The sequence below is a fragment of the Psychrobacter sp. AH5 genome (genome assembly GCF_040371085.1).
GTDB lineage: Bacteria > Pseudomonadota > Gammaproteobacteria > Pseudomonadales > Moraxellaceae > Psychrobacter.
The window spans coordinates 464,655-490,810 of the sequence record NZ_JAMBMT010000001.1; the positions used below are offsets into that span (position 1 = coordinate 464,655).

The 26,156-nt window shown below is 43.5% G+C and carries 25 protein-coding genes and 2 pseudogenes; 11 read left to right on the top strand and 16 right to left on the bottom strand.

All coding sequences use genetic code 11. The features are described 5' to 3' along the window. Window positions 1-77 precede the first annotated feature (77 nt). The 4 genes from M0N77_RS01980 to M0N77_RS01995 form a co-directional block, all read right to left on the bottom strand. Window positions 78-716: a hypothetical protein gene (locus tag M0N77_RS01980; protein ID WP_353103053.1), complete on the bottom strand. Its 639-nt coding sequence runs from the start codon at window positions 714-716 to the stop codon at window positions 78-80. 44 nt (window positions 717-760) lie between these two features. Next, the gene (locus M0N77_RS01985) at window positions 761-1,510 is read right to left on the bottom strand and encodes a PhnD/SsuA/transferrin family substrate-binding protein (protein ID WP_353103055.1); all 750 of its coding nucleotides are present in this window, start codon (window positions 1,508-1,510) and stop codon (window positions 761-763) included. Window positions 1,511-1,513: 3 nt separating this feature from the next. After that, complete coding sequence (locus M0N77_RS01990; protein WP_353103057.1) at window positions 1,514-2,008, bottom strand: PAS domain-containing protein; 495 nt, start codon at window positions 2,006-2,008, stop codon at window positions 1,514-1,516. A 212-nt stretch (window positions 2,009-2,220) separates the two neighbouring features. Next, window positions 2,221-2,583 carry a roadblock/LC7 domain-containing protein gene (locus tag M0N77_RS01995; protein WP_010201036.1) on the bottom strand — a complete coding sequence of 121 codons (363 nt, stop codon included), beginning with the start codon at window positions 2,581-2,583 and terminating at the stop codon, window positions 2,221-2,223. Window positions 2,584-2,783: 200 nt separating this feature from the next. On the opposite strand from M0N77_RS01995, the pseudogene M0N77_RS02000 reads away from it, so the two are divergent. The 4 genes and pseudogenes from M0N77_RS02000 to gdhA form a co-directional block, all read left to right on the top strand. Next, a pseudogene (locus tag M0N77_RS02000) lies at window positions 2,784-2,906 on the top strand (helix-turn-helix domain-containing protein); the annotation flags it as partial. 90 nt (window positions 2,907-2,996) lie between these two features. Next, complete coding sequence (locus M0N77_RS02005) at window positions 2,997-3,170, top strand: hypothetical protein (RefSeq protein ID WP_353105646.1); 174 nt, start codon at window positions 2,997-2,999, stop codon at window positions 3,168-3,170. A 21-nt stretch (window positions 3,171-3,191) separates the two neighbouring features. Continuing rightward, window positions 3,192-3,710 (top strand): annotated as a pseudogene (locus M0N77_RS02010) (IS30 family transposase); the annotation flags it as partial. 699 nt (window positions 3,711-4,409) lie between these two features. Next, on the top strand, window positions 4,410-5,756 hold the full coding sequence (gene gdhA / locus M0N77_RS02015) for an NADP-specific glutamate dehydrogenase (protein ID WP_353103059.1): 1,347 nt from the start codon (window positions 4,410-4,412) through the stop codon (window positions 5,754-5,756). A 117-nt stretch (window positions 5,757-5,873) separates the two neighbouring features. Here gdhA and M0N77_RS02020 read toward each other — a convergent pair whose 3' ends face one another. After that, the gene (locus M0N77_RS02020) at window positions 5,874-6,821 is read right to left on the bottom strand and encodes a hypothetical protein (protein WP_353103061.1); all 948 of its coding nucleotides are present in this window, start codon (window positions 6,819-6,821) and stop codon (window positions 5,874-5,876) included. A gap of 220 nt (window positions 6,822-7,041) precedes the next feature. Between M0N77_RS02020 and M0N77_RS02025 the strand changes: the two genes are divergently transcribed. The 4 genes from M0N77_RS02025 (at window position 7,042) to M0N77_RS02040 (ending at window position 10,310) form a co-directional block, all read left to right on the top strand. After that, window positions 7,042-7,620: a PepSY domain-containing protein gene (locus M0N77_RS02025; protein ID WP_353103063.1), complete on the top strand. Its 579-nt coding sequence runs from the start codon at window positions 7,042-7,044 to the stop codon at window positions 7,618-7,620. A gap of 313 nt (window positions 7,621-7,933) precedes the next feature. Continuing rightward, on the top strand, window positions 7,934-8,761 hold the full coding sequence (locus M0N77_RS02030) for an amino acid ABC transporter substrate-binding protein (RefSeq protein ID WP_353103065.1): 828 nt from the start codon (window positions 7,934-7,936) through the stop codon (window positions 8,759-8,761). A gap of 53 nt (window positions 8,762-8,814) precedes the next feature. Beyond that, window positions 8,815-9,498 carry an amino acid ABC transporter permease gene (locus M0N77_RS02035; protein ID WP_371834213.1) on the top strand — a complete coding sequence of 228 codons (684 nt, stop codon included), beginning with the start codon at window positions 8,815-8,817 and terminating at the stop codon, window positions 9,496-9,498. A 68-nt stretch (window positions 9,499-9,566) separates the two neighbouring features. Next, window positions 9,567-10,310, top strand: coding sequence for an amino acid ABC transporter ATP-binding protein (locus tag M0N77_RS02040; protein ID WP_353103069.1), 744 nt, complete (start codon window positions 9,567-9,569; stop codon window positions 10,308-10,310). A 129-nt stretch (window positions 10,311-10,439) separates the two neighbouring features. Here M0N77_RS02040 and M0N77_RS02045 read toward each other — a convergent pair whose 3' ends face one another. The 6 genes from M0N77_RS02045 to uraD form a co-directional block, all read right to left on the bottom strand. Further along, window positions 10,440-11,276 (bottom strand): bifunctional allantoicase/(S)-ureidoglycine aminohydrolase, encoded by an 837-nt coding sequence (locus M0N77_RS02045; protein WP_353103071.1) that lies wholly within the window; start codon window positions 11,274-11,276, stop codon window positions 10,440-10,442. 102 nt (window positions 11,277-11,378) lie between these two features. After that, complete coding sequence (locus tag M0N77_RS02050; RefSeq protein ID WP_353103073.1) at window positions 11,379-11,921, bottom strand: ureidoglycolate lyase; 543 nt, start codon at window positions 11,919-11,921, stop codon at window positions 11,379-11,381. A gap of 296 nt (window positions 11,922-12,217) precedes the next feature. Further along, the gene (gene puuE, locus M0N77_RS02055; RefSeq protein ID WP_353103075.1) at window positions 12,218-13,210 is read right to left on the bottom strand and encodes an allantoinase PuuE; all 993 of its coding nucleotides are present in this window, start codon (window positions 13,208-13,210) and stop codon (window positions 12,218-12,220) included. A 372-nt stretch (window positions 13,211-13,582) separates the two neighbouring features. Further along, the gene (locus M0N77_RS02060; RefSeq protein ID WP_353103077.1) at window positions 13,583-14,887 is read right to left on the bottom strand and encodes a urate hydroxylase PuuD; all 1,305 of its coding nucleotides are present in this window, start codon (window positions 14,885-14,887) and stop codon (window positions 13,583-13,585) included. Window positions 14,888-15,139: 252 nt separating this feature from the next. Then, window positions 15,140-15,508, bottom strand: a complete 369-nt coding sequence (uraH, locus tag M0N77_RS02065; protein WP_353103079.1) for a hydroxyisourate hydrolase — start codon at window positions 15,506-15,508, stop codon at window positions 15,140-15,142. 61 nt (window positions 15,509-15,569) lie between these two features. Beyond that, window positions 15,570-16,091: a 2-oxo-4-hydroxy-4-carboxy-5-ureidoimidazoline decarboxylase gene (gene uraD, locus M0N77_RS02070; protein ID WP_353103081.1), complete on the bottom strand. Its 522-nt coding sequence runs from the start codon at window positions 16,089-16,091 to the stop codon at window positions 15,570-15,572. A 300-nt stretch (window positions 16,092-16,391) separates the two neighbouring features. Here uraD and M0N77_RS02075 point away from each other — a divergent pair, with 300 nt between their 5' ends. Continuing rightward, window positions 16,392-17,054 (top strand): TetR/AcrR family transcriptional regulator, encoded by a 663-nt coding sequence (locus tag M0N77_RS02075; protein ID WP_353103083.1) that lies wholly within the window; start codon window positions 16,392-16,394, stop codon window positions 17,052-17,054. Window positions 17,055-17,172: 118 nt separating this feature from the next. Here M0N77_RS02075 and M0N77_RS02080 read toward each other — a convergent pair whose 3' ends face one another. Continuing rightward, complete coding sequence (locus M0N77_RS02080) at window positions 17,173-18,606, bottom strand: nucleobase:cation symporter-2 family protein (RefSeq protein ID WP_353103084.1); 1,434 nt, start codon at window positions 18,604-18,606, stop codon at window positions 17,173-17,175. Between the two features lie 503 nt (window positions 18,607-19,109). Here M0N77_RS02080 and M0N77_RS02085 point away from each other — a divergent pair. Further along, entirely contained in the window at window positions 19,110-21,185 is a 2,076-nt protein-coding gene (locus M0N77_RS02085; protein WP_353103086.1) for a TonB-dependent receptor domain-containing protein, read from the top strand. 172 nt (window positions 21,186-21,357) lie between these two features. Continuing rightward, window positions 21,358-22,704 carry a PepSY-associated TM helix domain-containing protein gene (locus tag M0N77_RS02090; protein WP_353103087.1) on the top strand — a complete coding sequence of 449 codons (1,347 nt, stop codon included), beginning with the start codon at window positions 21,358-21,360 and terminating at the stop codon, window positions 22,702-22,704. 28 nt (window positions 22,705-22,732) lie between these two features. Here M0N77_RS02090 and M0N77_RS02095 read toward each other — a convergent pair whose 3' ends face one another. The 4 genes from M0N77_RS02095 to M0N77_RS02110 form a co-directional block, all read right to left on the bottom strand. Then, window positions 22,733-23,059 carry a hypothetical protein gene (locus tag M0N77_RS02095; RefSeq protein WP_353103089.1) on the bottom strand — a complete coding sequence of 109 codons (327 nt, stop codon included), beginning with the start codon at window positions 23,057-23,059 and terminating at the stop codon, window positions 22,733-22,735. 35 nt (window positions 23,060-23,094) lie between these two features. Beyond that, window positions 23,095-23,865 (bottom strand): ATP-binding cassette domain-containing protein, encoded by a 771-nt coding sequence (locus M0N77_RS02100; protein WP_353103091.1) that lies wholly within the window; start codon window positions 23,863-23,865, stop codon window positions 23,095-23,097. A 73-nt stretch (window positions 23,866-23,938) separates the two neighbouring features. Next, complete coding sequence (locus M0N77_RS02105) at window positions 23,939-24,979, bottom strand: iron chelate uptake ABC transporter family permease subunit (protein WP_353103093.1); 1,041 nt, start codon at window positions 24,977-24,979, stop codon at window positions 23,939-23,941. A 78-nt stretch (window positions 24,980-25,057) separates the two neighbouring features. Further along, window positions 25,058-26,140, bottom strand: a complete 1,083-nt coding sequence (locus tag M0N77_RS02110; protein ID WP_353103095.1) for an iron chelate uptake ABC transporter family permease subunit — start codon at window positions 26,138-26,140, stop codon at window positions 25,058-25,060. Between the last annotated feature and the right edge of the window lie 16 nt (window positions 26,141-26,156).

The window sequence follows — 26,156 nt, forward strand, 5'->3', positions numbered from 1 at the left end:
ATGGACCTTATAAAGTTTAAGCGCTGTCGCTATTTTTATTCATGCTACCTATATATACGTTATCTTTATAAAAAAGATTAAGATAACAGCTCCGCTTGTGTTTCAGCCTTTGTTTGCTCCAAACGCTCTTGGCAGCTACGCCAGCGCTGGTCAAACTGCCAATCACTCTTACCCAAACCAAACCAAACGATAGAGAAAGCCAAGCGATCGTTACAGGCCAAACAATGAGCGAAAAATTCATTTTCTAGCTGTGCAATAGTACTCCAATCTTCTTCATGACGAGCCTTCATCAGCTCGCTGGTGATGTTTTTAGCAATCTCTTTGGCATCGTCACTACTGATACGTAGGCGGTGAGTATCGACGTTGAGTGAAGGAGTGATAAGCACACTCCAGCGCGTCGCAAACTCGCTACTATGCTTAATATAATCAATTTTGTTAATACAATTACGAAAAGCGCGCTCTATTTGCGGGTGCAGGCGATTTTGGATACGAATAAAGATATCCTCAACATCATAAGGTATATCGTACCAACAACCAAAAAAGAAATCCGCTACCGCCCCTTGCAGCGGCTCTTTTTCTTTGAGTAATAAAGCGGCATTGATACGCTGCTCGTGATAGTAGCGATTACTAGGCGCTGAAACTATCTTACGCGAATAAAGGCGAAAGTCATGACGGGCAGTCATCTCTTGGGTGGAGTTAGGGGCGAGGTCGCTCATAGCCTTATCCTAAGGTAGTAATCAGCAAAGCTGAGTGAATCAATTTAATCAAGTAAAGTTTCCATCAAGTCTATCATAAACTCGCCGTCTTCTTCACTCATAGCCTCAAACCCTTGCGGCATACCCAGCTCCGTTAGCGCCTCTTTACCATCTTCGTCATGGTGTAGGTTTAAGATAGCGTCCAGCAAGATTTGAGTATCAGCTAGATCCTCTTTGACGAGCAGTACGTGACTAATATCAGCCAAATCGCTCTCGATTAGCACTGAGAGTTGGGCTTTAGTCAAACGCGTAAAGCTATGAAAGATCTCCGCTAAGAAAAAAGCTACCTGCGCCTCGCCTTTGATAACTTTACGCGCCGCTGCTTGATAGGTCTCAGTGATATCCCAGTTTAGATCAGTCTCTGTGATATCGACTGCCTCAAGTAGTCGCAGGCCAATGAGTTTGACATCGCGGTTATCTGCCATCGCCACTTGCGCACCTGCGCTGATATGCTCGAGGCTAGTAATGTCACTATTTGCGGCGGCGGCAATTACCATCTCATCGGATTTGCCAACAGGACGCGCAACCGCACGATAGCCATGCTCACGAATAAGAGTAGCGGCATCAAAGGGATTGGCATAAATGACTTGAATATCACCTTTAGCGATTAGCTCTTCTTGCTCAGCATGAGCCGCTGGCATATTTAAGTGCATGTTTAGATTGGCACGTTTTTGAATTAGAATATTTAGCATATGCCAGCCTGCAAAACGCTCAGGCGAAAAATCAGGGGCGATTAACATATTATGTGTCGTCATGATTTAACCTTCCTCGTTTTGTTTCATTTGTGCATATTGCGCGCTTGCCGCTTCGATTTTGCTACGTGATGGTTTACGGCGTACCGAAGTATAGCCAACCGTTTCTCCGCGGCGAATGTTAGGAACGACCGTAGCATAGACCCAATAGTGGCTACCATCTTTACATAAGTTTTTGACATAACCATGCCATTTTTGTCCGGCTTCAGCGGTGTCCCACAGATCTTTGTAAGCGGCTTTTGGCATATCAGGATGGCGCAAAATATAATGTGGTTTACCGATTAGCTCATCAATCTCATAGCCACTAATCTCGACAAAAGCGTCATTAACGTGAGTAATAGTCCCTTCTAAGTCGGTACGCGAGACAATGAGCTTGCCATCAGGGTAAGGTCTCTCAATTCCTGTATCGTAGATAACCCGCGTGCCGCCATCGTGATAAGTCACAGTGATGGCTTTAGCTGAGGCATCTGGTTTATTAGCATCAGGGAGGGAAGCACCCATAGCAATCTCCTTTATTTATCATTGTAATAATTATAGTTAAAACTATTTTGACTCTCTAATAGGGGACGTCATAGTACGCTACTATTAATAGATTCATAGCACTGATTATGCTCTAAGCTTAACTTGCTGATAGATACTGATGGGCAATATTTCAATACCCACTAGTCTACATTGGTTTGAATTCATATATTGTGTAATCGACTGAAATAGAGTTAGATAAGCTTAGCTAAGGCTTCTGAGGCGCGCTTGATATCTAAGAAAATCAGACCTAGCTTAGCATTTGGTTTTGCCATGATAGTCAATACCGCCTCGTCACCAGATGAGGTCATGATGACATAGCCTTTTTCACCTTGGATCATAATACGATCAATGCTACCCCGTGCCAATTCGCGTCCAGCGCGATCGCCTAACGACAGCAGTGCGGCTGACATTGCACCAACTCGATCTTCATCAACACCCGTAGGAAGGGCTGAGGCAATCATCAGGCCATCGTTAGATATTAGTGCTGATGCTTCAACGTCTGCTGATGAGCTATTGAGATCTTCTAAGATTTGTTGAAATGAATCTGTACGCATCGCTTTTTTCCTATCATTGGTGGTAGTTCAGGTATTTAATGAACGATTAATTTATTTAAAATCAAACTCGATATTATAAAGCCTTACTTTTATTATCTTAGATTAACACATGAAGTGCAATTTCAAAGAGCAGGTGAAAAAAAGACCTAGATGCGCTAGCATCAAAGTTTTTATCCACCGACCAAAGTGAGATTGCAACCATGAGCTATACGCATCTAAGCCTAGGGGAACGATACCAGATTTATGCCCTAATAGGGGCAAAACATAGTATTAATTTCATAGCTCGAGAGTTAAACAGAAGTCCCAGTACCATATCAAGAGAGCTTAGACGCAATAAAAGCCTACGAGGTTACCGAGCAAAGCATGCTAATAACAAGGCTTGTGACAGACGGGCTAACAACGCCACAACTATTGTGGCTGACATCTGGGTATGGGTGACAGACAAGCTTAAAGAGAACTGGAGTCCTGAGCAAATATCTGGCGTTCATGCTGGTATCAGTCGTATGAGCATTTATCGCTATATTTGGCGTGATAAGAGGCAGGGCGGCACATTGTGGCAGTGTCTCAGACGTAAAGCCAAACCATAACGGCAGCGTCTAACCGCTGAGACTCGAGGCCGTATCAATGACAGAGTCTCGATTCATGAGCGCCCTTGTATTGTTGAAGAACGTACGCGAATTGGTGACTGGGAAGCGGATACCGTTATCGGTCAGCATCACAAGCAAGCGATTGTCACGCTCGTTGAACGTAAAACGGGGCTGCTGAAGATGAAGCGTGTGGGTCATAAAACAGCACAGCAAGTATCAGAGGCAATGATAGAACTCTTAGCGCCAGTGAGTTTGCAGGTTAAGACCATTACCTCTGACAATGGTAAAGAGTTTGCTCAGCATAAGAAGGTGAAACAAAAGCTCTTTAGCCCTTTCTTCTTTGCCGATGCTTATGCGTCATGGCAGCGAGGAACCAACGAGAATACCAATGGCCTTATCAGAGAGTACTTGCCTAAGGGTTGTGACTTTAGACAAGTCTCTGATAATGAAATACAGGACATTGAGAACAAACTAAACAACAGACCAAGAAAACGATTAGGGTTTAAGACGCCTATGCAGGCGTTCTATAATATTAATTAGCGTTGCACTTGGTGTGTTAATCTAAGTATTAAAATAGCTTAGGCGCTAACAAATATTAGTTTTTAGTTGTTTTTCTACCTTTTATCTCTTTTATGAAGTTGTAACTATTTTTACGGAAGTTATCTTAAAGTGTCATAGATCTTAAGGGTTTTAAAAGTAAGCATTTTATAGCGATATCGTATGTGGCGATAGATTAATGGGGCAATAATTAGCAGCTATAACTTCTCTTGATGATGATATTTACTAGACTTATACGACCAAAAAATGATATATAGATACGACACAAAAATAAATTTATATTTTTGGTCATCAGCTAGACGTCTAAAAAGTCTACCCTATTAACTTTTTTGGTGGTGTGTCAAAAAGTATGCTGATTAAAATTTGAACAATTTTTGAAGCCTTGAAAGCCCTATAGAATCAGAGAACTTAGCATAGATTTCTTATTGACTTTTATCGCCAGCATACTTTTTAAAACACCACCACTTTTTTATCTATGAGTCAAAGGACTATTATTCATGTTCTAAACTTAGATAAAACTGCGTAGTCTTAGAGGTTTAATCCCTAGTGTTTCAATCCCAGCAATCCAAATTCTGTAATGGTATGGGTAGCAGCTTTGTGGGTTGTACGATAAAATGATATCCCTGCAACGCCATACCGTTACGAATGACACGCTCACCATTTTTACCTTAAGGAAGCTATATGAGTATCAATCAAGCCATCAAAAAAGTCGAAGAACGCTACGCCCACCAGCCAGAGTTTGTACAAGCGGTCAAAGAAGTTGCCCTCACTATCGCCCCCTTATATGATGCCCATCCTGAGTACGAAAAATTAAAAATATTTGAGCGTTTGGTAGAGCCTGATCGTGTTATCGCCTTTCGTGTCAATTGGGAAAATGATAAAGGAGAGGTTCAAGTCAATCGTGGCTGGCGCGTACAGTTCTGTAATGCTTTAGGTCCTTATAAAGGAGGTCTACGCTTTCATCCAACCGTTAACCAATCCGTACTAAAATTCTTAGGCTTTGAGCAAATCTTCAAAAACGCTTTAACCGGACTACCGATTGGTGGTGGTAAAGGCGGCTCTGATTTTGACCCTAAAGGTAAGTCAGAGTCTGAGATTCGCCGTTTCTGTTACGCCTTTATGCGCGAGCTTCATCACTACATTAGTAAAGATATGGACGTACCAGCCGGTGACATCGGTGTAGGTGGCCGTGAAGTCAGCTACATGTATGCTATGTATAAGAACCTAACGCATGAGTACAGCGGTGTATTGACCGGTAAAGGCGTAGGTTTTGGTGGTAGTCTAATGCGTACTGAGGCGACGGGTTATGGCGCAGTATATTTCTTAGAAAACATGCTAAAAGCGCAGAACGAAAGTATTGAGGGCAAAGTCGTCTTAGTATCAGGCGCGGGTAACGTCTCGCTACATGCTGCCGAAAAAGCTTGTATGTTAGGCGCTAAAGTGGTGACCGTCTCAGACTCGCAAGGGACGCTCTATGATGAAAAAGGCCTAGACCAAGAAAAAATAAATTGGCTCAAAAAACAAAAAGATCAAAGTAAGCCTTTGAGCGAATATATTGAGGTGTATGGCGGCGAGTGGTTTGCCGGTCAAAAGCCTTGGCATATCAAAGGGGATATCGCTATTCCATCCGCTACCCAAAATGAAGTGAATGAAGAGGATGCTAAGCTTATGGTCGATAACGGTATCAAGTACGTGGTTGAAGGCGCCAATATGCCATTGACTGCTGAAGCCATCGATCATATTCGTGACAACCGGGTGCATTATGCGCCAGGCAAAGCGGCGAATGCAGGCGGCGTAGCGGTGTCGGCTCTAGAGATGTCACAAAACTCAGTGCGTCAGTATAAAACCTTTGAGCAGATTGATGAGCGCCTAAAAAATATCATGAAAAACATCCATGACTGCGCCGCTGAAGCCTCAGAAACTTATAATCAAACCGATAATGGCTATGTAGATTATATGGCTGGCTCTAACATCGTAGGTTTCAAGCGAGTAGCGGATGCGCTAGTGGCTTATGGTTTCTTAAACTAATCTCTTTGATAAAAGCTTATCTTCATAAGTTTTTATCAATAGCAAAACCTAAAATACCGCGCTTGACTACTATCAGCTAAGCGCGGTATTTTTTATTATCATTATCCTTCAAAAACACTAATACTGACGAATAATCTCAACCCCAGCCGGCGGATCGATAAGCTCTTGACGCTCAAAGTCCCAGTTATGACCCTCCCAAAAATGCGCTGTTTTGTCCTCATCATTAAAGCCTAACATCAGTATCGATAATGACTCGGATAACGCTGACGATTGGTTATTAGCTTGCTCGCGCTTAAGAGAGTTACGAGCGGCTAATAACACTTTATAAAGTAAAAACCCAGAGGTTGGCGCGGAGGAGTGAATATCAGCGAAAGAGGGATAATCGGCCACGGCACTATGATGCTCTGACAATACTTGGCAGTGCTCAGGGTTAGCTAGTAGCTGTGTTAGAGCGAATGACACAGTCAGTTCACGAGCACTAGTGATAGGGTCATCATCAGGGCTAGGATCATCAGCAGCTAGAGGATACTGATAAGCCACATTACTAAACAGTAAACCCAGCGCTGAGTGCTTTATCATCTGCTTTATAGCTGGCAGACGATTACTTCTTGGCGGCATACCAAAGTGCAGTTTACTATCGCCAATTTGCCGAAAAAATAATAATTTTGGTAATCTTTTGGCTAGCGGATGACTAGCAAAAAACTCGGCATGAATAAAATGATTAAATAACACTACGACATCTGTCGGCTGCAAGGTTTGCTCTAGAGTTTCAATAGTTATAGAAGGATTATTAGCTATTAGTACCACTCTCTGTTGCTGCATAAGCGCTTGTTGAATCACAGGCGGCAAGCTTTGATAGGCTTCAGTATCAGTATCAGTATCAGTATCAGTATCAGTATCAGTATCAGTATCAGTATCAGTATCAGTATCAGTATCAGTATCAGTAGCATAAAAAGTATCGAGGCTTGTCTTAGTGCGGTTGACGCCCGCTAGACTTTTTTTAATAGTGTTACAAGAGGCATAGCATTCATCAGTGTAAATTAAATCTGTTAAATAACTTTGCATAGGAGCATAGGTTCTCTGATCTTAAAATTAGAATAAATAGCGCCAATTAAATAGCTCAATATTATAACGTTTATAAGCTTTAAGAGCCGACTTAATTACAAACTTAGTATTCATAGTGGCTTGAAACAGGAGTCATACATTACGCTACTTTTTGAGGTTAACAATAGCTTAGCTAGTAGTTAATATAACAGTAACCCTGTCGATAACCTAAGGAGAGACTATGTTTGATGCTATAAAAGAAAACAAGCAAAAGTTACCACTAGTAGCGCTAAGCGCTTGTTTGGCTTTGTCCACTATTACCATAAGCACCGCCGCTAATGCAGACGTTACTGAAGAGATTCGCGCCGCTCAAGCGACCAAGGTAAGTCTTAAACAAGCTATTAATATTGCTAAAAAACAAGCAAAAGGCACTTTGATGAGCGTAGAGTTAGATGAGGATAGCGATACAAAAAACAACGTTGCCTACGAGATGAAATTTAGCGATGGTGCCACAGAATATGAGGTGAAAGTGGACGCTATTACTGGCCAAGTGGTCAAGGTGGAAAAAGAGCGTTTAGATAAGGAAGATATCAATGAGTATAACAACCAAAACCGTGCAAAAATAAGCGCTATGGCGGTGATTGGCGCTATCGAAAAGCAGGCTAAAGCTCAAGTGTTAGAAATAGAGTTTGATAATGATGGCGACTATGCCGATCATCCTAGCTACTATGAAGTTGATATGCTGCGAGATAATCAAATTATTGAGCTAAAGATAGATGCTAGTACAGGCCGAGAGTTCTCTCGTAGAGTCAAGAGCTAACAGCGCTGTTTAATAGGGTTTTTAAAGTAGCCTGTTATCTTCTAGCTTATTTTCACTATACTAAGCCTCAACGACGGATTGAGGCTTTTTTATGCTCTCATAGATGAGGCAATGCTCAAAGCTATAAATAATAACCATACCTGTGCTAATACTTAATAGCCACTCTTGCAATTTTATGTTGTTGCCCCAACTTTTTGACTCCTGCTCACTGTTTTAGTACGTTTTTTTTGCCCAGCTGCGGCTTAGTCGCGTTAAACTAATCTACATGCTGTAGTAGCAATGATAACAATAATTTTGATTTAAGGGACTTACTATGAAACGCCGTGCTTTATTAACTTTGGCCGCTAGTACTTTATTACTAGCTGCCTGTAGCCAATCTACTACCGACGACACTGCTACTGCTGATAGCACAGCTGAAAGCTCAGAGCTGCTGCAACGTATCAATAATGGTGGCACTATCAACGTCGGCACTGAAGGCACTTATCCGCCATTTACCTACCATGATACGACAGGTAAGCTCACCGGTTATGATGTGGAAGTCACTCGCGCGGTCGCCGACAAACTAGGCGTCGATGTCGAATTCAAAGAGACGCAGTGGGATGCGATGCTAGCAGGATTGGACTCAGGGCGTTTCGATATGGTGGCCAATCAGGTCAGTCTAACCACTCCTGAGCGAGAAGCTAAGTACGATATAGCGATTCCTTATAGCTGGTCAGGTGCGGTGGTATTAGCTCCTACTGATGACAACCGTTATAGCTCATGGGATGGCCTAAAAGGCCTACGTACCGCTCAGTCGTTATCAAGTAACTACGGCGAGCTGGCGCAGCGTTATGGAGCAGAGGTAGTGCCAGTCGAAGGCATGGCACAAGCGATACAACTGGTCAAACAAGACCGCGCCGACTTTACTATGAATGATAATCTAGCGGTACTCGATTATCTCAAAAAATTCCCCGACAGCGATCTTGAGATCAAGCTTGTTGCGCCCGCTAGTGAGCAACGAGGTTCAGGCCTTATTTTGCTCAAAGGCGATCAACAGGTGGTTGCCAAGTTGGATGAGGCAATGAGCGCTTTGCAAGCTGATGGCACTTTGACTAAGCTGAGCCAAGAGTTCTTTGGTGCTGATATTAGTAAGCAAAATTAATGATGGCGTCCATCCTATCGATGTTTACTGATTTATTGGCGCTGCTACCTTTTATGAGTGCTGAGCGCGCGCAGATCGTCATTGATTCTTTTTGGCCGATGCTCAAAGGCGGTATCTACTATTCGATACCGCTTGCGCTCATCTCCTTTGCGATAGGTATGGGTATTGCGCTGATAGTAGCGCTGATTCGTATCGTTCCGCGCGCCGGCTGGCTGCATGAGATTATTTATCGACTAGCACGTATTTATGTCTCAGCTATTCGCGGCACACCGATGTTAGTGCAGCTGTTTATCATCTTTTATGGGCTGCCAAGTGTTGGGGTCAAGCTTGATCCTTTTCCATCAGCGATTATTGCTTTCTCCTTAAATATTGGCGCTTACGCGTCAGAGACGGTGCGCGCCTCCATTTTGTCTATTCCAAAAGGGCAATGGGAAGCAGGCTCAACAGTGGGATTGACTTATTTGCAGACCTTTCGCCATGTCATCTTGCCGCAAGCGCTACGCGTATCTGTGCCGCCCTTATCTAATACCTTTATTAGTCTAGTAAAAGACACCTCGCTTGCCTCATTGGTATTAGTGACAGAGCTGTTTAAACAAGCGCAGATCATCACCGCGCGTAATTATGAGTTTATGCTGGTCTATACCGAAGCGGCGTTTATTTATTGGGGTATCTGTCTGTTTTTGACCTTTATCCAAGGTAAGCTTGAAACTCGCCTTGACCGTTATGTGGCAAAATAACTTAGAAGATTATCTCAACTGTCATAGGTCTAACTTTTACACGACTGCTTTTTTTAATAGGACTTTACATGATTCAGATCACTAACATCCATAAAGCTTTTGGCACCAATCAAGTGCTTAAAGGTATTGATTTGACTATTGAAAAAGGCAAAGTGGTCGTGATACTAGGGCCCTCAGGATCTGGCAAAACCACCTTTTTGCGCTGTATTAATGCGCTGGAGATACCCGATCAAGGGGTGATCGCTTTTGATGATGGTAGTCTAAGCGTAGATTTTAGCGCTAGGCCTAATAAAAAAAAGCTACTGGCTCTGCAGCGCAAATCGGGCATGGTGTTTCAGTCCTATAATCTGTTTCCGCATAAGACCGCGCTACAAAATTTGATGCTAGGGCCAACGGTGGTGCAGGGGACTTCTAAGGCCGACGCGCAAACCCAAGCCTTAGCGCTACTCAAAAAGGTAGGTCTTGCGGACAAAGCTGATCTATATCCATTTCAGCTCTCAGGCGGTCAGCAGCAGCGTGTGGGTATCGCTCGCGCCTTAGCCATTGAGCCGTCCTTATTACTATTTGATGAGCCAACCTCCGCGCTTGATCCAGAGCTAGTACAGGACGTGCTTGAGACGATGAAGCAGCTGGCAAGTGAGGGCTGGACCATGGTGGTTGTCACTCACGAGATTAGGTTTGCTCGTGATGTCGCCGATCATGTGGTGTTAATCGAGGATGGTTATGTGGTAGAAGAGGGTAGTGCTGAGCAGATGTTTGAGCTATCGACTCATCCGCGTACGCAAGCTTTCTTGCAGCGTATCGAAAGCTAATCTGTAGTAAGTGTTCATTTTCTAAGCCTATAAAGCTAAAAAAACCAGCTAAACAAAATTAGCTGGCTTTAATTATAATAAGCTTTAACGACTACGGCTTATGTTTTGATGACTATCTTTTAGTTATTACTATCTTGCTGGACGAATAAACGGCATATGACGATTGACGTCTTTATATAGCAGGTATCTAAACGGACCCGGTCCGCCAGCGTAGCAAGACTGCGGGCAGAACGCGCGTAGCCACATAAAGTCGCCTGCTTCCACCTCAACCCACTCAGCATTTAGATGATAGACCGCTTTACCCTCTAATACATATAGACCATGTTCCATAACATGCGTTTCATCAAACGGAATCACGCCGCCTGGCTGAAAAGTCACAATGTTGACATGCATGTCGTGACTCATATCAGATTGTTCGGTAAATCTAGTGGTTTTCCAAACGCCGTTAGTGCCTGGCATCTCAATAGCTTCTACCTCATGATCGCTAGTGACAAAGGCTTCAGGCGCATCAATACCGTCAACATATTGATAGGCTTTACGGATCCAATGGAATTTAACGTGCTTGTCACTATTATTTTTTATGGTCCATTTGCAGCCAGGCGGTAAGAAGGCATAGCCACCCGCTTCAAGATGATGTGCTGCGCCTTCGATAGTGATATCCATCTCACCTTCAACGACAAACAATACCGCTTCAGCTTTTGCATCTAGCTCAGGTTTGTCCGAGCCGCCGTTAGGCTCAACCTCAACGATATACTGTGAGAAAGTTTCAGAAAAACCAGTTAAAGGACGAGCAATTACCCACATGCGCATGCCTGTCCAAAAAGGTAGGTAGCTGATAACAATGTCGGTTAGTACACGTTTTGGGATAATCGCATAGGCTTCGGTGAAGATAGCGCGATCAGATAAGAGCTGGGTTTGTGGAGGCAAGCCGCCAGTTGGTGCGTAATAGGTGCTTTTCGTTGACATTATTCATATTCCTTAGTGGTTTTATGTCGCCATAAATTTATGTCTGAACTTTAGCAGTAAGAAACCCTGCTCCTAAAGTTATTAATCATCTGACTATAGCGACTAAGCCTGAGATTTAGACTGTTCAGTAGCTACATCGATACAAACTTCCCAATCATCAATCTCAAACTCATAGCAATTATTGCCAGGTCCATTAATGCGATCAACTACCAAAAAGTCACAGTCAGCATTTAAAGCTAGCAGTGGGTGATGCCAAACATTGGCGTCGTATTGCACGCCTTGATGCGACTTGGCATAAAAGACTTCTAAATCATCAGCTGATTTTGGTGCGTCGCCTGCTTTGGCAACCACGACCAAATAGTCTGTGCCATTCATAGAAAAGAAGGCCTGAGTACCAAACGGATGGTATTCCATAACCGATAGAGTGATAGGGCAATCGCGTCTTTTGGTACGAAAAATACTAAAGCCAACTTCACCGCCGTCAAGCTCAACTTTTGAGATAGCATTATGACGACAAGCATAGCCGCGGTTAATGTCCCAGCTGTTCTCAGGGCATTTTTCTTGCTCATCATAAGGCTCAATCACTGAGCCATAAGGCGCAAATGCAGCTTTAGTTAGAGGCTTAGCAATGATTGTGGTAGTCATAAGTTCACCTGTAGTTTAGTTAGCAACATTATTTAGTAATGTTATCTAGTTAATGGTTTTAGCAAGGTATTTAGTCGTGGTGTATCAATGATCAGGAGCGAAATTCAAGCTATTATCTTTAGCTTATCTGGTCGCGGTTTATCTCTAATTTATACTATAAATCAAGACAGTACTAGCATTGGCTTGTTTGAGCTCAGCAAAGAGCGAATAGCCAACTAAATAGTAAAGCGATAAAACATGAGAGCAGAGATAATCCTAAAAGCTGGGTTAGAGCTTGGCTAACCCAGCCGCTTGCATTACATCCAGTTGGCTGTGTTGTCAGCCGTGGCTGGATGATTGTCATACCAATGCTTAGCAATGGCATCACGGCGGCAAACCCAAACATCAGGCTTACTAGTAATGTATTTCAAAAACTGCTTTAGCGCAGTAATACGCCCCGCGCGGCCAATAATCCGGCAATGCAAACCGATCGTTAGCATTTTAGGTTGGTTTTTACCGTCTTTAGCGCCTTCTTCATAAAGGGTGTCAAAGCTGTCTTTTAGATACTGATAAAAAGGCTCAGCATTGGTAAAGCCAGGACTTGAAGCAAAGCGCATATCATTAGTCTCAAGGGTGTAGGGGATAACTAGATGCGGTTTACGAGTAATTTTATCGCCGTCTTCTACCTTGACATCGAGCCAGTATGGAAGCTCATCAGCATAAGAGTCGGAGTCATAAATATAACCCCCTTGCTCAGCGACTAACTCACGAGTATTTGGGCTGTCGCGGCCGGTGTACCAGCCTAAAGGCTGTTTGCCAAGCATCCGCTCAAAAATCTCAGTAGCTTTACGGACGTGCTCGCGCTCGGTCTCGCGGTACATATACTGATAAGTGATCCAGCGTAGTCCGTGGCTTGCGACTTCGTGACCGTCCTCTAATACGCGCTCAATAATATGTGGGGTTTTTTCAGCCGCTGCGGCACAAGTAAAAGTAGTGATAGGCAGACCGTACTCTTTAAACAAGTCGAGCACACGCCAAACGCCAACGCGGCTCCCGTATTCAAAAGCGGACTCGATAGATTGATGGCGATTATTAAATTCAGGCGTGCCTAATACGTCGGACAAAAACCGCTCTGATTGACCATCACCATGAATCACGCTGTTTTCTGCGCCTTCCTCGATATTTAGTACGAATTGAACAGCAATTCTAGCGCCCCCTGGCCAATTGGCGTTTGGTGGATTATCGCCATAGCCTTTTAGATCGCGAGGGTAGGCGGCTTGATCGAAGTCACTGGTGATTTTTTTGGTCATCGTAAATATTTCCTTATAAGAACCGGACATTAATATTACCCAAGACTAACCTATCAAATATGAAAGTATTATGACTGGTTATAGGTAACTAATTAAGTATATGATAAATTAATATTTTTGAAAATTGCTCGACATTGTGCTGCTCATAAGCGGTTATAACCACTTAATATAAATAGAATTTGCAAATAAGAGGCGGCGGAGATTTGGCCGGATAATCTTTAGATATTGCTAGATTAGGTTTTAAATGGGATTGTTGCTTTTACTGTAAGTCTATCTGACCATTTGGTCAAGTTAATTCTTAGATTATCTTATCAATCTATGAGAGCGAGGGTATAAGCATTATATCCTCGCTCCTATCCTACAAATTAGCTATTAAAGCCCTGAAGCATAAGCCACAAGCTGAGCACGCTCTTCATCAGTAAGGCCGGTGATGTTGCCTAGTGGCATATAACTACTTTGTACTGCGGTAATTATTTTAGCTTTATGAGTCTTCATGTCCTCAGGGGTAACAATGATAATTCCCGCTGGCGGCGCATTAAAGCCGGCTTGAGTAGGCTGCGCCATGTGGCAAACGCTGCATTTTGCTTGTACCACACCCATGATTGCATCGTCAGCGGACGAGGCGACTGCTACTGCTTCAGCCGTGCCTTCGGTAGCTGGTACTGCCGCAGCAGTGGCACCATCGGCAGGTGGCGTTGTTTCAGGAGCGGCCTCTACAGGAACCGCAGATTGTACTGGTGGAACTGGCAACGGCTCAATCGGTGCCGGACGCATCCAGATAATTAATAATACGGTCGCTATCGCAGGAATGACTAAGTATTTTGGCTGATGATGACCCAAATGCTTTTGGTTGAAATAATGACGAGCGGTAGCCGTGATAACCCCAACGAACACCAATACCAACCAGCCTTGAGCATGCGAGTACATCATCGGATAGTGATTACTAATCATGGTAAAGATGAGCGGTAGGGTGAAGTAGTTATTCATCACTGAACGGTTTCTAGCCATTAACGCTAAATCTGCCACTTCTTTACCTGGTTTTACTCCGCGGCGGACGCAGTCTACTAGCGCGCGCTGAGCGGGCATGATACCAAAGAAGACGTTACCTGCCATGATAGTACCCAAAATAGCACCGACATGGATGAAAGAGGCACGATCACTAAATAACTGATAAGAGATATAAGTGGCAATGACCATTAGTACAAAGATACAAATACTAAAGACCATTTTGTTTTTGCCAATACGGCTACGAACAATAATCTCATAAATAGCGTAGCTAATGAGTAAGAATAAAATACTAGTTGAGATAGCGCCAACATTGCTGCCAAAATCAACTTTACTAGGATCAATCAGATAAGCGGTGGCATTGGCGTAATAAACGATGGCCATCATCGCCGCACCAGTCAGCCAAGTGGTATAGGCTTCCCATTTGAACCAATGCAGAGTTTTTGGCATTTCCTCAGGCTCAAGCTTGTACTTAGCGATTTCATAAAAACCACCACCATGTACCGCCCATAAGTCACCTGAGATACCCTTTTTGGATTTCCATTCAGGTGGTTTTTGTAGGCTCATATCTAGCCATACAAAGTAAAATGACGCACCAATCCAAGCTATACCAGCGATAACGTGGAACCAGCGAAAGAATAATGCTAACCAATCGAAAAGATATGCGCCCATGCGACAAGTGTCCTTTTGTATTGCTATGTTTTGGTAACTTGTAACGACTTAACTCACTTGACTTGTGTTACAAGCGCTTCCGTGCCGTCTTAGATGTCTAATAATCTATGTCTGATAATGCATAAACGTCATAAGATAAATAATAATGTAGTCACCAGTATTAGCTGTCTATAATGATTATATGGGATGGCTAAAGCCGTGTCTTACTTTTATAAAGCAGTAAAGATAAATATTTATAATTAAATCATAACCTTAAGAGCCGCGATAAGTACCGTAGCCGTGAGCACTAAGTAATAGTGGCACATGATAGTGGCTAGCGTCACTCAACACAAAATCGATGACGACTTGCGGATAAAAAGCAGTGAGCTTTTGTGCGTCAAAATAAGACTGCGTATCAAATGTCAAAGTATAGCGGCCCTTATCTAAAGTTTGCTCACTACTATCGATAGCCGCGTCAAACTGCCAGCTATCAGGGGTGACACGGCCATCATCATTGGTAGTACCTTTGGCTAGCAAAGTGGCTGCACCGCTATCGCTAAGGCGATGTAGAGTCACGGCGATACTAGCGGCAGGTTTGCCAAGATGAGTATCTAAAATATGAGAAGAGAGAGTAGCTGACATAATAAGTCCTTTTATTTTCTAGTAAATGAGGGGTTGATTAAATTGAGCCGTTTGACTGAGTTTATTTTTGACCCAGTAGCTTTTGGATACGCAAACGAGTAATTTTATTTTGCTCAGTAGCCGCGTTAGCCAGCTCAGTATTGCGATCATTGGGTAGGCGAGCCTGCAATAAATCAAGCATTTGCTGAGCGCTTTTACCAGTAGCAAAAACGATAAAGATAAAGCCAAATTTATCAAGATAATCCTGATTACCTTTCGCAAGAGCTTCTAGTACAGCGTCGTCAGCCTCGTTAGCTCCTGATTGCTCATGAGCGGCGCTATCTTGAGTATTACGGTATTTTTGCTTGAGCGTAGCGACATTGCCGATTTGTGGATGACCATCAAAAGCCTCTAACAGATCTGATTCATTGTTTTGTACTTGTTGCCATATCGCATCACTGCTATTTAATAAAGCTTCTACATTTTTGAAAGGTCGGGCGCTTGCTAGTTGCTGTGCCCATTGACTACTTGTACAACAAGTAAGAAGAGTTGCTTGCGCTTCTGCTTGGCTAAGCTCATTGAACTGCGTTAAAGTTAAGCTCACGATAAAATCCTTTTTTTTATGCTATAAAAGTTTAGTAACTTAAAGTCCATTCTGTGTCAAAATGCTTGTTATACTTCTAACAAAAAAGTACTAATGAAAAGCAGATTGGTTTATATTGTCTATTGTGCTAAAACCTGACCATTTGGTCAACTATTTTATACGATATAATTGGTTTTGTCGCGATTAATATTAAAAAAACCGTGTTTTGGCACTAAGTTAGCCATTTAATAGCTCAAATTGCCACCATCTACTTTGTTTATTTAGCTTTTTTTATATCAGCCACGTTTAATGGATTAAGTTATGACTGCTACTACAGAAGATAATTTGAACTATACAGATGATACTCATCATCGTAGTCAACATCACATTCGCGCGCACAATCAAGCCATTATCTTGAGTGCTGCAGAAGAGGAGTTTGTATTACAAGGTTATCGCGGCGCTACTATGCAAGGGATTGCCGATCGTGCCAAACTGCCAAAAGCCAATATTCATTATTATTTTAAAAATAAAAAAAATCTTTATGAAAAAGTGCTACGGACCATTATTGAAGAATGGAACGAGGGCTTAGTGACCATGACGGTCGATAGTGATCCTAAAGTAGTGATCGAAAAATTCGTTAGAACCAAGTTGCATCAGGCGTTTACTAATCCTAATCGTCATAAGCTCTTTGCCTTAGAGGTCATAGGCGGCGCGCCGCATATTCATAGTTTTATGTCGACCACTATGCAGGACTGGGCGCTCGATAAAGCGCAAGTGATGAAGAGCTGGCACAGCCAAGGCAAAATTGGCATTGCTGATCCGCTACAGTTATTGATATTGATCTGGGCTACTACTCAGCGCTATGCTGAGTTTGAGACGGAGATCGTAGGTTTACTACAAAAGGACGCTTACGATAAAGATGATGAACAGCGAGCGGCGGATTTTTTAGTGCCGTTTATCTTGCGAGGATGTGGTATACATTAGTCCATTTTATTAGCCATAAAGGCTTGACTGTTTATAAATAAAATCGCCTTAGTGCTACTAACTCTAGAGTTAGCGTCACTAAGGCGAAATTTTTGCTCTAAATAAACGAGCCTATAAGTTATAGCACTTCAGCAGCAGGCTTGAGCTTACGCGCAGGCTTTAAACCATCATCCTTATGCTGCTCAGCGGTATCGTACTCAACCCCAAAGTTCTTGGGTAAGATAGTATCAAGTAGAATGGCAACCACCCCTGACATAGTCACAGCTGAGCCAAAGATATTGCGAAACAGCTGCGGCATTTGTGCAAAGACATCAGGAACAAAAGCCACACCCAACCCAAGACCGAGCGAGGTTGCGATAATCAACACATTACGGTGAGTAAAGTTCACTGTGGCTAAGATACGAATACCCGCAGTAGCTACAGTTGCAAACATCAGTAGCGTGACACCGCCGACCACAGGCTTTGGCAATTGAGTAAAGATAGCACCCAAGATTGGGAATAGACCCATAATGAATAAAATACCAGCAACATAAAAACCAACATAACGGCTGGCAATACCAGTCATTTGAATGACGCCGTTGTTTTGACTAAAGGTAGTCACGGGGAAGCTGTTGAAGATACCAGCAACTGCAGAGTTGACACCGTCGGCTAATACCCCGCCTTTGATACGTTTTTCGTATAGTGGGCCTTTGATGGGCTCGCCTGAGATCATTGAGGTTGCAGTTAAGTCACCTGAGGTCTCAATACTAGTAATGATATACATAAAAGCGATAGGAATAAACGCTTGCCAATCAAAACCAAAGCCAAATTTGAACGGGATAGGCACGGTCAATAACGGCGCTTGTGAGACTAACGAGAAGTCGATACGGCCCATAAATGCCGCTACTAGTAGGCCTAACATCAGGCCAATAAAGATAGCGCTTGAGCGAATCACTTTATTATTGACGATGCTGATTAGCACCACACTGACTAAGACGCCGCCGCCCAATAGTAGATTAGGGAGGCTACCGAAATTTTCAGCGCCAACCCCGCCTGCTAGATCAGTCAGACCCACTTTAGTCAATGACAGACCGATAGTAACGATGACACAGCCGGTGACGATAGGGCTCATCAAAGACTTAAGCTTAGTGATGAACTGACTCAAAAATATCTCAACAAAGGCACCTAAGAAGGTCACGCCAAAGATGACGGAGAGTATCTCCTCAGGACTACCGCCGCGGTTTTTGACCACAAAACCTGCGGCTAACACTGCAGCTAAGAAACCAAAGCTGGTCCCTTGTAATGCCATAAGCCCTGAACCTACTGGGCCTACTTTACGCGTTTGAATAAAAGTGGCGACCCCAGATACCATAAGGGCCATACTAATTAAATAAGGAATGTGTTCGCCTAATCCTAAGGCGCCACCAATAATTAAAGAGGGAGTAATAACACCAACAAAAGCGGCTAGTACATGCTGTACAGCACCTAAGAAGGCTTTTGCTGGGGCAGGACGGTCATGCAATCCATACAATAAGTCAAGATTTCCTTGCATCTGCTCATTCGTTTCGCTCATGATAACTTCCTTTTAGATGAATCTTTTGGTTTTATCGAACCAAAAGTTGCACTTGTCCATGTGCTGATAGCTAAGGATTAACAATCTAATCTCTTCGTCAACCGCTATTTGATAAATAACCTGACCATTTAGTCAGTTATCTGTAGGATATATTGAAAAGACTAACTATTGCAACGTTTTTTTAGTTAAACACTTTATTTATTTAGAAATAATTATTTTTTAGTAGAAGACTTAAGTAAATAAAGTTTTCAAACTGATTTTTCTCTATTGCCAAATTGTTAATACTTCGCTATTATGCCTGCCATATTATTAATGATAATAATTATCGTTAACATTCGTAATAGTGTTTATAGACTGATTTAAAGCTTTAGGGTTTAAAACAGCAGTTATAAATCGTTATCTGCCGCAAGCGATCCGTGCAGTGACATTGCAAGTAGTGCAAGTAATGCAAGTAATGATTATTTTTTGGGCATAAATTTAATAGTGAATACAGTGAGTATGTTATGGGCGTAGCAACGTTTTCTAGTCGTTTAACCGTTTTATCTATGGGTATAGCCGCAGTATTGGGAGTTCAAGTTGCAAATGCAGCTGAGACTAATGAGCTGCCCACGATCACTTTGCAGACTATCACGGTAACGGCAAACACCTCAGTACGCGACAAAGTGCAAGAAGACTCCATTTATATAGAAGACTACACGCCAGCGGCGCAGGCCAGTCATCTCAGTGATTTTTTGAATGTAGTTCCGGGAGTGACGGTAGGGGGTACCTCCTCTGTCAATCAGCGGGTACGCATACGCGGCCTTGATGATACCAATCTAAAGGTGACCATCGATGGCGCTCGTCAAGAAGGAGCGCTGTTTTATCATATGGGTGATGTCACTATTGATCCTGACTTATTAAAAGCCGCTGAGGTCTCAGTTGGTAATAACTCAGTCACTTTGGGTAACGATGCTTTAGGCGGCGCAGTAGCTTTTGAGACCGTTGATGCCGCTGATCTACTTAGACCAGGTCAGCAAATCGGTGCCAAATTAAATGTAGGTTATGCTAGCAATAACGATGAATTATTAACCTCAGCAACTGTCTACGGCGCTCCAAGCGATAATATTGATTTGTTAGCTTATTATAGTAAGCGAGATAGAGAGTCTGGCGAAGATGGGGAGGGTCGTGAGCTTTTTGAGGATAGCAAGGGCGAGAATATTCTATTAAAAGCTGGGGCTGCTATTAATGAAGACAACCGCGTAGGCGCAAGCTTTAGCCGTACTGAGAAAAAAGGGGTGTTTCCTTTTCGTCCCGACTTTCCAAGTAGCACAAGCGCTGACCCGATTCCACAAAAGGTAAACCGAGATACTTATACTATTGATTATAACTTTGATCCCGTAAACGCTTTGATTGATGTAGATACTACTATTTATCAAACCGAAACGGAGATTTTGCGTAATAACAATGCTGATATCTCATCCAATTATGATTGGAGAGCCAAGGTAAAAACTACGGGTGCCAAAATTGAAAATACTAGTATTATCGACACGGACACCGGTCGTCATAAGCTAATCGCTGGGGCTGAGCATTATAAAAAAGAGTCTGAGATGGCCCGAGACTATAAAAGTGCTAATAGCGATAGCGCAAAAAACACCTCACTATATCTAGAAGATCAGTGGCAGATGGGCAAATTTAGCTTAACCCCAGGGGTGCGTTATGATCGCTATGAATCGCCTGAATTTGTAGCTGGCGGTAAGACCTACGACAACGTGGTTGGAGCTTTGGCTGCCAGTTATGAGATTGCTCCAAGCACTCAGGTTTTTGCCAGCTATACGCAATTGTTCAATGGCCCTGACTTAGGACAAGCTATCTTTAATAGTAATGGCGCTGGTATTTATGTCAATAATGATCTAAAGGCAGAAGAGGGCTATAACTCTGAGGTGGGTATTGCCACAACACTACGCGGATTGACGATAGCGGATGATGCGCTACAGTTAAGTGCCAAATACTTTAATTCCAACATCGAAAACTTTCAGCAGTTTGTTAGAACTGGAGATCGCGCTGGTCGCTATGGTCTAAACTGTACTACCGGTGAGCGCGGTTCACCTGGTAACTTACAACCTTGTCAGGGTATGATCAACAGTGATGAGGACTATGAGATCAAAGGGGTTGAGCTGGCAGCGGACTATACTACTCGTAACTTTGGTATGGGTCTAAGCTACTCACGCGCTCGTAGTGAGGGCGACAAAACAGGCGATAGCATTCCTTCTGTAAGTGGTGGTAGTGCCGACTCTGGTGATCGTTATATGGTTAACTTAAACTATCAGCCGAATGATACGGTGGATCTAGGCTGGCGCAGTACTTACGTCGCCTCAATCACTGATAATCAACAACAAACCAAACCAAATTATGATGTGCATGATATCTATATGACTTATCTGCCGCGTCAGCTTGAGGGCGTAAAAGCAACGGTTGGGGTTTATAATTTATTTGATGAAACTTATGCCAGCCACGCATCGCGCTTAAACACTACTGATGCTACTGCGACTGACTTTGAGCCGGGCCGTAATATCAAAGCTTCGCTAACTTATCAGTTCTAAGCTAGCCCTAAGCTATGAGTTACTAGAGCTGTTAGAGTCAGCTTTCTATTTGGGAAGCTGGCTTTTTTATGCCTATAAATCGCGGCTACTCGCTCTAAAGCTCTATTTACAGCGCTTTTGCTTACAGTAATGAACTACTTCTATCGACAAACCATCATCAAGAAAATAAAAAATGAGCTCATTAACCCTACGTCAAAGCTGCCTTTGGCTACATCGTTACACTGGCATAGTCATGGCAGGCTTTTTGTTATTAGCAGGACTAACCGGAGCGCTATTAGCGTTTCATGAAGAATTGGATGAGTGGTTCAATCAGGATTTGGCTTATATTCAAGCGTCCAAGAAGCCGCCACTAGCTATCGCTGATTTGCATGATAAAGTCATAGCTACTTATCCTGAGTATAACTTCTCCTCTATGCCAACCTCCATAGAAGCTGAGCGCTCAGCAGTGTTTTTGGTAGATAGAGCGCGCGGCAAGCAAGCAAGTACGGCAGCCAAAGCGCCATTTCAAGAGGTGTATCTCAATCCCTATGACGGCGCTATCTTAGGGACGCGCGATAAAGAGCAGTGGGCATGGCAAAATACTATGCATAAAGTATTTTGGCTACATAGAGATTTACTGCTTGGTGATATTGGTAAATGGCTCTTAGGTATTATCTCTTTGCTTTGGACAATAAACTGCTTTATTGGCTTTTATTTGACTTGGCCTCGTAAAGTAAAAAATAAAAATAATAGCGCCAATCAAAGCCAAAGACTGCCTGCAAAAAAACGAGCGTCCTTTATTAAGCGCTGGCTACCCGCGTGGAAAATCCGCACCAACACCAATACCTTTAAACTCAATTATGATTTGCATCAAGCCTTTGGCTTATGGCTATGGCTGATGCTATTGGTGATAGCTTGGTCGAGTGTGGGCTTTAATTTACAACCCGTTTATCAACCAGTGATGCAAACGCTAGTAGGACTCGAAGCTAGAGAAGACAGACCAGCTAGGCCTAAAGAGCAAAGCCAAATACAGCATCAATCTGCTGACGCTAATAATAAAATCACGAAAGCCAATAGTATCGCTTATCTAAGCGAGCAGGCCAATATAGCGGCGCATCATAATGGTGTAGAGGTAGAGCGGCTCTTGGGAATTCGCTGGCTAGCGGAGGAAAATCAGTGGCAGATGCGCTTTAGCACCAATCAAGATATTGGCAAAAAAGGCGGCGCGTCATCTATTACGGTCGATGCAGCTAGCGGTCAGCTAGAAAAAGTAAAGTTTGGTTATCAAAGCTCATTCGCTAGCAAAACCGATCAGTGGTTAGCAACATTGCATATGGGACATATTGGCTTAGCAGAAGACGAAAAAACAGCTCATCGACTCTATCAAGTGTTTTTAGCGCTGATTGGTCTAGCAGTCAGCACACTGTCAGGCACTGGCGTCTATCTATGGCTTAAAGGTCGTCAAAGCCGCGCAAAACAAAGACAAAAATTAGCGCTAAAAAACGATTTCTCAAAGCAAATAGGAAAAACTAGCTATTAAAAAGCATCTTATTACCTATTGCTGCGGGTCAAAGCTTTAATTGCAAAAAGATGTCGTAGGCTATTCCAACGCTAAGGAGTAAGAAAGCAAGTAGCTCACCGAGCATTACACTTCTATGCCAACTATTACTCTTGTCAAAGTTTTTTGTATAGTCTACCGAAGCTATATCTTGCGTCAAATCCATAGGAATAATCACTAGTCTTAGCAGGTACAAAGTAATACCCAGCCAAGTCAAAGTATCTGCTATGGCTTTATTTACAGCATAAGACAGGCATAAACCAAAGCTAAGGATTAAAAGTAATCGGCACAGATTTTTATAATTTATCCAGCGGTGGTTCAATAGCATCTTATGCATCAAGCCTTCCTTTTTACTGTTTATCAGCGCTATATTTAAACGGTATCTACAATGACCGGACGGCCTTGGTGGCTCAGTACGGTCACCTCAACCTCGTATAATTGTTTCATAGTCTCTGGCGTTAGTACCTCATTAGGACTGCCAACCGCCAGCACTTGACCGTCTTTCATGGTCACCACCGTATCGGCAAACTGCGCCGCTTGATTGATATCGTGCAAGACGATGACCACCGTTTTTTGCTGGTTATGGCTCAAGCTGCGCAGCTCACGCATCAGACGTCCGGCGTGGTACATGTCCAAATTGTTGAGCGGCTCATCGAGCAGCAGATAAGGCGTATCTTGGCAGACAATCATCGCAATCAAGACGCGCTGACACTGACCGCCTGATAGCGTCGATAAAAAACGATTGGCCAGCTCTTGTAATTCAAAGCGCTCAATGATCTCATCGACTTTTTGTTGGTCGCTGACAGTAGGACGTCCCTGATGATAAGGGTAGCGCCCAAACATCAATAGCTCATGCACGCGCAGGCGTCCTTGCACATTATTATCTTGGCTGAGCATCGCTACTGTTTTTGCTAAGCTGCGAGCATCACTATTGACAATGTCATGCTCTTTATTATCTACCAAAAAGCTCACTTGCCCGTTTTGTAATGGTTGCAGCCGTGCCATGACTGAGAACAAGGTTGATTTGCCTGCGCCATTAGGGCCGATCAAGGCGATCACTTGCGCGGGAGGCAGGGATAAATAAATGCTATGCAAGATTTGCTGCTTGCCAATATGATGTGAGAGATTACTTATTTTAATCATAGTTATTTTTATTCATACCTCTTTTTAGGAGCAAGGTGTCAAAAGCAGTTTTAACAGCCGTTTTGAGATGAGGCTATACTCGGCGGCGATGAGTCATAAATATTAGTATTAAAAAGACTAGCCCGCCCGCCAGCTCAATGACTACCGACAACACACCCGCCATACCTAATACTTGCTCAAAGAGTGCTTGCCCTAGTACCAAGCAAATCATGGCGATTAGACTGACTAATATTAGGCGCTGAGAGTGCGTCATATCACTAGCGAGTCGATTGGTCAAAGCACAGACGAGTAGGCCAAAGAAAGTCACCGGACCGACTAAAGCGGTGGCGGTAGCGACTAACACCGCGATCAATGTCAACAATCCAAAAGCCAACCGCTGATAATTGATGCCTAAGTTGATCGCTTGCGCCTTACCGAGCATCAGCACATCACATTGATAACGCCAGCGCCAAATAGCCCAAGCAGTAACTATGCAGATAGCAATGCTGATACCGAGTAGCTGCGGATTGATGGTATTGAACTGTGCGTAACTGGCGGCTTGCACCACTACAAAATCATCAGGATTAATGAGCCTAGCGATCAGCGCGGATAGGCTACGAAACAATACGCCAAAGATAACCCCTACCAATATTAGCCGCGTCAAATCCTGACTGCTTTTTGAGAATAAAACTTTGAATAGTAATAATGAGGCGCCAAACATCAACGCAACTTCAAGGATGAATTTGGCAATAGGATTAATGCTAGTAAAGCTAATAGCGCCTAAGAAAAACACTAGCAAACTTTGCAGCAGTACATATAAGGAGTCAAATCCCAATAATGATGGCGTGAGAATCGGATTATGCGTTAGCGTTTGAAACAGTAGCGTTGATACGCCGATAGCATAGCCGACTACCATCAAAGCGAGCAGCTTTTTGCCGCGTAAGGGCAAAGCAAAATCCCAGTGCCCATTGACATTGAGGGTCAAAAATAGCAGGGCTGAGAGCAGTAAAATAGTACTTGCTACTAGTAGCGGGTGTGCAGCCAACGCTTGCCACAGACGTGTAAGCTTGCCATAAGAGCAAACATCGCTATCGGTATTTATACTGGTAACATGAGAGGCAAATGGCAAAGGCATACGCTAATCTTATAAAAAATGATAAATAGTGACGATAATAAAGTGATGATAGACTTAACAATTACTTTGCTCTAAAGCTTACGCCTCGCTTGGCGCACGCAGCAGCAGCCATAAAAATACCACCGTGCCTACTACGCCAAACACTGTCGCTACGGGCACTTCAAACGGATAGCGAATAGAGCGCCCAATGATATCGCACAAGAGTACTGCCGATGCACCAAGAAGCGCGACCGCCGGCAAGCTGCGGCGCAATTTATCCCCCATGATACGGCTAACGATATTAGGCACAATGAGGCCAATAAAGGGAATCATACCGACCGTCACTACTACCATCGCGCTCATCATCGCTACCATGCCGACGCCTAGCCAAGTCACCTGACGCTTACTGATGCCTAAGTTTAAGGCAATGTTATCGCCCAAACCGACGATGGTCAGCTTATCAGCAATCATATAAGCGATGACACACAGGCCGCCGGTCAGCCAAAGTAGCTCATAGCGTCCTGCTAAGACGCTAGAGAAATCACCAAACTGCCAAACGCTAAGCATTTGCAGCGTTTCGGTCTGATAAGCAATAAAGGTCGTCACCGCCTCGATAATACCGCCAAAGACGATACCTATCAGCGGAATGAGCAAAAAATCAGTGGGCGGGATACGGCGGATAAGCCCCATAAATAGCATCATACCCAGCACGGCGGTGATAGTCGCCACGCTCATCTTCACCATCAAGGTGCTGGCAGGGAATAGCAGGCTGACGACTAATAATCCCAAGGCAGCGCTTTGAGTCGCGCCAACCATGGAGGGCTCAACGAAGCGGTTTTTTAGCACCACTTGAATAATCATACCCGCGACCGCCATCGCAATACCAGTTAGGATAATGGCAATAGTACGTGGCAAACGACTCACTAACATCAGCGAGCTATCGGCGTTGGCGCTATGGCTAATCAAGCCTTGTAGCATACCCGACCAAGAAAAATCAGCGACGCCAATCGATAAGCTTAGTAATACTAATAACCCCATCACTACTAAGCTGGCGCTATTGATTAGCCAAGGCGGTATAGCAGCTTTAGAGGGCTTATCATGCTGCTGCCACTTTTTTGATACGCGAGGTATCTTTGGGCTAGCAGTATGCATATCATAATAGCGGCGAGAAAATAACGGCATAGTCAGACTGATCTAA